This window comes from Desulfobulbaceae bacterium, assembly GCA_013792005.1.
Lineage (GTDB): Bacteria > Desulfobacterota > Desulfobulbia > Desulfobulbales > VMSU01 > VMSU01.
Map to the genome: position 1 here is coordinate 1 of VMSU01000043.1, position 9,405 is coordinate 9,405.

1 protein-coding gene is annotated in these 9,405 nt (G+C 50.0%); it reads right to left on the bottom strand.

The genetic code is table 11. From position 1 onward, the window contains the following. Nucleotides 1-3,105 (bottom strand): hypothetical protein (locus FP815_02425; GenBank protein MBA3013789.1); only part of this gene is annotated, 3,105 nt, incomplete at its 3' end. Nucleotides 3,106-9,405 lie beyond the last annotated feature (6,300 nt).

Sequence of the window (9,405 nt, forward strand, 5' to 3'; positions counted from 1 at the left end):
CGTGCCGGAGGCTGCCGTATGACAACCGGTACATTCGCTTGATCCTGCTACCGTAGTGGCATGGGTGTAGCTCGTATGGCTGATGGAGCCATGACAACCCACACAATTACCAACCGCCATCGCGACAACAGAAGCTGCGGTAACTGGATCATTAGCTGCGCTCACACTCAGCAGAGCGCCATTGGTTCCATGACAGGTAGCACAGGCATCATGAACCTTGTTATTTGCCAGACTAACAGGCATACCGCTTGCCGTACCCGCTGTTGCTGTATGGCAACCGTCACAGGTATTCGAAGCTGTAACCTTGGCAGCATGGGTATACGCTGTATGACTCACTGCACCGTGACAGCCAACGCAATCCCCGGCTGCCATTGCTATTACTGAAGCTGCGGTAGCTGGATCATTGGCCGCGCTCACACTCAACAGAAGGCCGTTTGTTCCGTGACAAGTCGTACAGGCATCATGAACCTTATTGTTTGCCGGATTAACCGGCATGCCGCTCGCCGTACCCGCTGTCGCTGTATGACAACCATCACAGGTATTTGCAGCGGTAACTGTAGCTGCATGGGTGTAAGCAGTGTGAGTTACTGTTCCATGACAGTAAACACAGTCACCTGTACCCATGGCTATTACTGTTGCTGCTGTTGCAGGATCGTTCGCTGCTGCCAGGGTCAATAAAACCCCATTAGCTGCATGACAGGTGGTACAAGCGTCATGAACCTTGGAATCGGCTGGATCTACAGGCATACCATTTACAGTGCCAGCAGTTACATTATGACAGCCATTGCAGGAATTAGTAGCCGCCACCTTGGTTTCATGAGAAATGTTACCGTGTGAAACATTACCATGGCAACCAATACAATTACCTGCTGCCATCGCAATGACAGTCGCTGCTGTTGCTGGATCGTTCGCGGCTGATACAGTCAACAAAGTACCATTAGTCGCATGGCAAGTGGTGCAGGCATCATGAACCTTGCTATCAGTAGAATTGATTGGCATGCCGCTGGCCGTCCCAGCTGTCGCCGTATGACACCCTGTACATTCGGTCGATGCGGTTACCTTTGTAGCGTGTGAATAGGATGTGTGGCTCACCACACCGTGACAGGAGACACAATTGCCAGCCTCCATCGCGATGACTGAAGCGACAGTGCCTGGATCATTGGCCGCGCTAACACTCAGTAAGGCCCCGTTGCTAGCATGACAGGTAGTGCAAGCGTCATGCACCTTGTTGCTTACTAAATCAATCGGCATCCCGCTTGCGCTACCTGCTGTCACCGCATGACAACCGTCACAGGTGTTGGAAGCTATAACCGTAGTCGCATGGGTATACGTTGTGTGGTTAACCGAGCCATGACAACTTACGCAGTTTCCAGAACCCATCGCTATTACTGTAGCTAAGGTGCCTGGATCATTGGCCGCGCTAACACTTAACAAAGCTCCGTTGCTACCGTGGCAGGTGGTACAAGCGTCATGGACTTTATTGTTTGCTGGAGCTACCGGCATACCGATCGCCGTACCCGCTGTCGCAGTATGGCAACCATCACAGGTATTCGATGTGGTAACATTGGCGGCATGAGTATAGGTTGTATGGCTCACTGCACCATGACAGTAAACGCAATCGCCTGCCCCCATTGCGATAACTGATGCCGCAGTGGCAGGATCATTGGCCGCCGCAACGCTCAAGAGAGCGCCATTAATTCCATGGCAAGTGGTACAAGCATCATGGACCTTATTATTCGCTGGATCTACTGGAATACCGTTGGCCGTCCCGGCAGTGGCAGTATGACACCCTCCACAGCTTAAAGCCGTTGAAACAGCAATACTATGGTTGGCGGCAAGTTTACCTACAGCATCAGCATGACACTCAGTACAGTCACCGGCAGCGGCATATCCCATCTTGGAAACATGATGAATACTGCCGCTGGTCAATACAAGTTTTGTAATATGACAATCAACACAGGTAGAAGTATTGGTAGCGCCCAAGGCACTACCATCAATACCATTAAGCGGATCTCCATCCTTCCGCGCTCCACCAACAACCGCATCTACATGGCACAATCCGCAACTACCATTGTGAATATTTTCATCTTTAAGAATGCTAACGACAGAACCCGTACTGTTGTGACAGGTTGCACAGTTTCCGGCCCAGCCAAAACTTCCATTATCATGGGTTTCACCCATGAAACCAACTTCATGATTATGACACGTTATACAATTAATATGATCTCGGCCGACATGAGTGTCTGACCCGGATGGCAATTCAGCAGAATTAGTATAATGCTTGGCTTGAGTATGACAGACCTGACATATGCCGTTTGATGTTCCATCACCGACATAGCCGCCATAGGGATCAAAAAATTTAACTTCCGCCCCTACAATATTATCCTTGATCAATTGACCATATACCAGGCCAAAGGTATTACATGTTGCGGTATTAACACAGGTTGATGTTGAGGTTTCAACCGGATCGAGAATGCCGCGGACGACAACTTGACTATTGGTTGCTGAGACAATATTGAAGGTATTAGATTTTATGTCCTTGTCGTGTACTAAAATCAAACCACGATCGGGATTAATCATACTCTTGTTTGCCCAGTCAGGATCGGTGGGGAGCGCACCATCTGCAGGCCATTTTGGATTAGGCGTATTAACAGAATAAGTAATAGTTGAGGTATTATTAACATAATCCGGCACGACTGTGGCGATGGTTCCGGTAACCAGGTATGCATCGGGATCAGCGGGAGCAAAGTTCAACTGTTCTTGATAATGCGGGTTGTGACAGTTCATGCACCCTTCCCCTGCCCAGGGGGGATCATAAACTGTAGTTGAATTCATGACCACTGGAGTATGGGCCCATGCTTTCGGCCCTCGTCCTCCACCTTGGTGGCAGGTCATGCACACGCCATCAACAATTACTGTTTGATCCGGGTCAGGAGCGGCACTAAGATTTACAGGAGAATACCTCCACCACAAGGAGTAGCTATGGCAATTCGAACATTTCACATCATTCGATTCGTTGTGCGGGGCATCAATGACCGAAGCCCATGCCACTTCTCCTAAAGCCAGAAGAACAACAATACTCCACAACACGCCTAGTTTTTTCATTTTAATTCTCCCTGTTGGTTCCCAAAAGCTGACAAACCCGCTCCACAATATTCCAAAACTTTCAATCTGCTTGGTAAGAAAAGGTTATTACCCCCATTATGGAGTCATAATACCCTATCAATCCCAAATGACGTTTTCTCTGCAATTTTTAGTAAAAAAATAGATTCAAATACCACTAAACCTCGACCACTATTGCATTTACCACCTTAGAAAAAGCAATAAACGATATATATCGACCTATTTCTTCACATCATTTCCGCGAAGAAAAGAATAACGAAATATAATTCTAAGTAGCCGTTATTCATCGAATTATATCTGTACTCTTGTTGTTATCTGAAGTGTTAAAACAAATTAATTTCGATGTTCACAAATTAATTTCTTGTTGAATAAGCAAAAAAAATGCCCACTCCGTGAGGAAATGGGCATTTTTTTAATTATTTAAAAAATGTACTAAGGAATAGTTATCCGATAACCGGAAACACCCAGCCCCTCTGGGTTGGTAGTGGTCACGTTTAAGGTAGGCACCGCACTGCTGTAAACAACCCCAATTCCAAAAGTAGCCGTACATGTAGTGGTTCCTGTAAACGTTATATTATTGCCGTTATAAACTGCTGCAAGAGCCGAACAACCACTGGTGTTTGTCGCTGTCACTGTGATATTAGTTCCATTCCAAATTGCAGATATCACCTTAACATTATCTGCCGATGGTGTGATCGTGGTATTTTTAGTTTGGGCTGCAAACATCGGCACAGTGTACGATGCCGTACTCCACGGATCAGGTACCACCAAGTCAGATGCCGCAAAGATTGTGCTACCATACTTCACGGATGCACTCCACTCGGATGGCTGTTCGCACTTCCCGCTGCCACCAGGCTTGGTACTGTTAGGACGGAAGGTCGAGGCAAAGAAATCAAAGTTACCGATGGTGTTTCGCGCCTCACGACCTGGGGCAAATGCCGCCGTACCACTGGTGCCACAGGAACTCTGGGTCGCAGTAAATGTTGTCGGCTTGGCATGGAAGATATTGACCCGTTGCGCCTTACCCGCAGCGCCTGAACCATCATGACAACTTAAACAGATACCCCAGTTATTGATCTTACCCACAGTATTGCCGATCACATGGCCACCGTTATTGGCTACGGAACGGACAAAATCAGTGCTGTAGTTGGTGGTCGAATGCGAACCACCTTCGTTGAAGGCGTAGATCGTCATCTGACCTGCCGCCGCAGTCCAGCCATTGGCCTGCACACCGCGCTTCGGAGTCACATGACACTCCTCACACGGCAGATGGGTCGGGATGCCGCCGGCAGGTACCGGCTCCTGGAAGTTGGAACCACCTGCCAGGTTACGAGGATCGGCATGACAGTATTCACACTCACCGACCAAGGCATGGGCATTACCGTGATGCATAGCAGAGGTTGCTGTATGGCACACTGAACAAACACCACCGCCAACAGGCATCGCAGTAACTCCACGTTTATTGGTCGGACTTACCAACCTACCCCTCAGATTCAAGTCAAAGGTATGGCAAGTCCGACAGGCGTCATGAACCTTGGCATCCGCCATATTCACCGGCACACCTGCTGCGGTCCCTGCTGTTGCCATATGACAGCTAACACAACCGGTACCGGCGCCATTGACCCGTGTGCTGTGATTCGCAGTTGCGTGACAGATAGTACAGTTGTTGGTCGCTGCCGGTGCAGTATCATGATGAATACCACCGGTCGGATAGGTCGTTGTTGGATGACAGGTCAAACAGGTTGAACTCCTTAACAGACCAGAACTCACGCCCAAGATGCCACTACCATTAGAACCAGCCCGCAAAACCCCAGCGCCTGCCGGATTCACATGACAGGTACCACACTTGTTCTTATGGACATCGACCACGATATTTGTCCCGGTGTGACAGGTGTTGCAGGTACCAGCCCACACAAAGTCGGTGGCATCATGACCGGCATGGGTGTTTGAACGACTGACATGACAATCAAGACAGCTGACATTGGTTCCGGTAAAAATAACATTTTTAACCGAAGTGTAAGGGGCTTTGACATTGACAACCCGGGTTGAATTATGACACTGACCGCAACCTAGTTTATGCAGAGCATTGATACCGTTCGTGCCGCCCCAGGTATTGGTAAACAACGGATTGGCAGAGTTTGTTCCGCCACGACGGTGGCACACATTACACGCCTCTGTAAGAGCCAAGTCAGTGCCACGCATCAGCACATCATGATTCGAAGCAGCTCCATGGATATGACTATCAAAATATCCGGTATGACACTCCGTACAGGCGTGGGGCTTAACGCCTACTGTCGCCCGACTGGCGGAACCAATAAGGGTTGCAGCGGCAACACCACCCTGATGACACAAGGAACATTCACCACGATGAACATCGGCGATAATTTCACCCTTAGGCGCCACAAGACTTGTCCCAGAAGGGCCATGGCAGGTGGTACAGTTGGCAACCCAGGCGAAATTACCGTCCCCCTCAGAATGAGAGCCAAGCGTCTTAGTCTTGTCGGTGATGCGATACCCGGTAACGCCTATTCCTTCAGGATTGCTGGTCGTTACATTCAGATTAGGCACAGAACTGTTGTAAACCACTGAAGTTGCGAATGTAGCCGTGCAGGTTCCGGTGCCAACAAAGGTCTTATTATTGCCATTATAAACGGCTGTCAAGGCGGCGCAACCGCTGGTGTTCGTTGCTGTAACCACGATGTTGAACCCATCCCAGGTCGCACTGGACACCTGAACGTTATCCGCTGAAGGCGTTGTCGTAGTGCTTTGAGTTTGGGCAGCAAACATAGGCACGGTGTAGGTCAAGGTGCTCCATGGGTCAGGAATTACCAGATCAGTAGAGGTGAAAATTGTGCTGCCATACTTCACAGAGCTACTATAATCTGACACCCCACCTGACTTCCCACAATCAAGCGAACCAGAACTCGGCTTAGTGCCCGATGGACGGAAGGTAGAGGCAAAGAAGTCAAAGTTGCCAATAGTATTCCGCGCTTCACGGCCTGGAGCATACCGGGCTGTGCCACTATCACCACAGGAATTCCGAGTAGCAATTAAGGATGTCGGCTTGGAATGGAAAAGATTGACCCGTTGGGCCTTACCCGCTGTGCCATCGTGACAGCTGAAGCAGATACCCCAGTTGTTGATCTTACCCACCGTGTTCGACACCACATGACCACCGCTGTTAGCTACAGTGCGCACAAAGTTGGAGCTATAGTCGGTGGTCGAATGGGTGCCGCCCTCGTTATAGGCATAAATGGTCATCTGACCTGCCGTGGCGGTCCAGCCGTTTATTCCTGGAGCAACACCCCGCTTCGGAGTCACATGACATTCCTCACATGGTAGATGCTTGGGAATGCCACCAGCAGGACTTGCCTCCTGGAAGAGAGTCCCACCCGCCTTGTTCCGAGGATCGGCATGGCACCACTCACACTCACCGATCTTGGCATGGGCGTTGCCGTGATGAATTGTTGAACTCTTGGTTGTATGACAGACCGTACACACGCCTCCGCCATCACTGGTCCCGGTGCCGCCCGCTGGCATTGCCGTAACTCCGCGGTTATTGGTAGGAGCAACCAGGATACCCTTGCGGTTAGCATCAAAGGTGTGACACGTCCGACAGGTATCATGGACCTTACCGTCTGCCGTGCTCACCGGCGCACCTGCTGCTGTGCCAATATTTCCTGCATGGCAGGTAACGCAAGTGGTATTCGTACCACTGACCATAGTGCTGTGGTTCGACGCCGCATGACAGACAGTACAGGCATTAGTTGCTGCCGACGGCGAGTTATGATGGATCTTGCCCATGGGATAAGTGGATGATGGATGACAGGTCAAGCAGGTTGCCAATCTCTTCAATCCGGAAGCATCACCCAGTAACGCATTACCATTGATTCCAGCCTTTCTGGGGCCAGCACCTACGGGATTAACATGACACAGACCGCAATTTGCCTTATGGACACTCACTACAATATTGGTGCCGGTATGACAGGTATTACAGGTCCCTGCCCAGACGAAATCATTGGCGTAATGATTGCCATGGCCAATGGTACGATCGGCATGACAATCCAGACATCCTGGAGTCGCTCCGGTCTTGCCCATGTTCATGATCAGGTTATTGACCGAGGTATATGGGGCCACAACATTCCTGGTCCTGGTTGATTGATGACACTGGCTACAACCACCTTGATGCATTGCCATAATACCATTGGAGCCATCCCACTGATTAACAAACAGGGGATTGGTTGACCCCGTTCCACCGCGACGATGACAGGAATTACATGTTTCACCGTTCGCCAGGTCAGCGGCCTTCATCAAGACAGTGTGATTGGAGCCTTGCCCACGGGTATGAACATCAAAGCTGCCGACATGACACTCGATGCAGTTATGTGGTTTTACACCATAATTGACATTGACGGCTGAACCGGTAAAGACTCCGCCGCCGATCCCACCCAGATGACAGCTCTGACAGAGATTGTAATGGACATCGGCTATAATCTCGCCAAAAGAGGCTTGGTCACTAACGCTGCCTACTCCATGACAGGTCTCACAGGAACTATCCCAGACGAAGGCTCCATCCCCTTCAACATGGAGACCATGCTCGGCCAAGCGGTTGTCATGACAATTTTGGCAGCTGACATTTGTCCCCCGCAAGATAACATCCTGAACAGAAGTGAATCCTGCGCTCACGTTGGTGGTTCGGGTCGAAGTGTGGCAATTGCCGCAACCACCTTGATGTAATGCCTGTATTCCATTCACATCAGTCCAACTGTTAACAAAGAGCGGGGTGCTAGAGCCAGTCCCTCCCACCTTATGACAGTAGTTACATGGTGATCCTGCTGATTTATCGCTGCTTCGCATCAAAAGGTCATGACTCACTCCACGCTGATGGGAGTTGAAGTACGTCGTATGACAATCCGTACAATAATGAGGCCGAGGCGCTAGATCTGAGTTGGTGGCTGAGCCGATCAAGTTAGCGCCGCCAATTCCATTTTGGTGACAGAGACCACAACCTGCACCATGGACTCCATCAATAATTTCACCCTTATGCTGAACCTCCGTGCTGGCTGTGCCAGTACCATGACATGACTGACATGATTCAACCCAAGCAAAGGAACCATCTCCCTCAAAATGTCGTCCGTGATACGCTGACCGGTTGGCATGGCAATCAAGACAACCAACATTTGTGCCTGTCATGATGACATTGTAAATCGAGGTATATCCGCCACCGATCTTGGTCGTTCTTGTTGAGCTGTGACAATTTCCGCAACCTTGTTGATGAATGGCATGAATACCATCTGTCCCCGACCAGGTATTGGTGAACAGTGGATTAGCCGAGTTGGTCCCGCCACGTCGGTGACAGGAATTGCAGGCCTCGTTAGCCGAAAGATCCGTTGGCCGCATCAAGACATTATGATTACTCCTCTGGAGGTGGCCATCGAAATATCCAGTATGACATTCAGTACATTTATAGGGTTCCGGCTTACCCACCGAACGAGTCGCAGAGCCGATCATTCCGCCACCGCCAACACCGCCCTGATGGCAGAAGCCACAGTTACCACTATGAACTCCCTCGATAATGTCGCCATTCTGGGCACTTAAACTATCGGTTGCGACGCCGTGGCAGTTCTGACAGGTAGCTTCCCAAATGAAAGAGCCCTCTCCTTCCACGTGACCAGGAGGCTGGGTAGTAATATCAATAACACGGTAACCGAGTACAGGAATGCCATCTGGGTTAGTAGTCAGTACGTTCAAGGTTGTAACCGTAGAAGTATATTCAACTGCCTGAGGGAAGGTTGCCGTACAGATGCCATTACCAATAAAGGTCTGATTTCTGCCATTGTACACCGCAGTTAAGACCGAGCAGCCATCCGTATTCTTGGCCGTAACCACGATATTGGCCCCATTCCAAACGGCGCTGGTCACCTTTACATTGTCCGCACTCGGAGTGGTGGTAGTATTTTTAACCTGATTGGGGAACATCGGCACAGCATAAGACAACGAACTCCACGGATCAGGAATCAATAGATCAGTGGCAATGAAGTTGGTGCTGCCATACTTTATAGAGTTGCTCCAATCAGATGCCGCTCCTGACTCCTTATCTCCACAATCATTTGATCCGCCACTGGGCTTGGTGCTCCGAGGACGGAAAGTCGAGGCGAAAAAGTCAAAGTTACCGATGGTGTTACGAGCCTCACGTCCTGGAGCGTATCGAGCTGTGCCGCTACTTCCGCAGGAATTCCGATTAGCAACATAAGTTGTCGGCTTGGCATGGAAGATATTGAC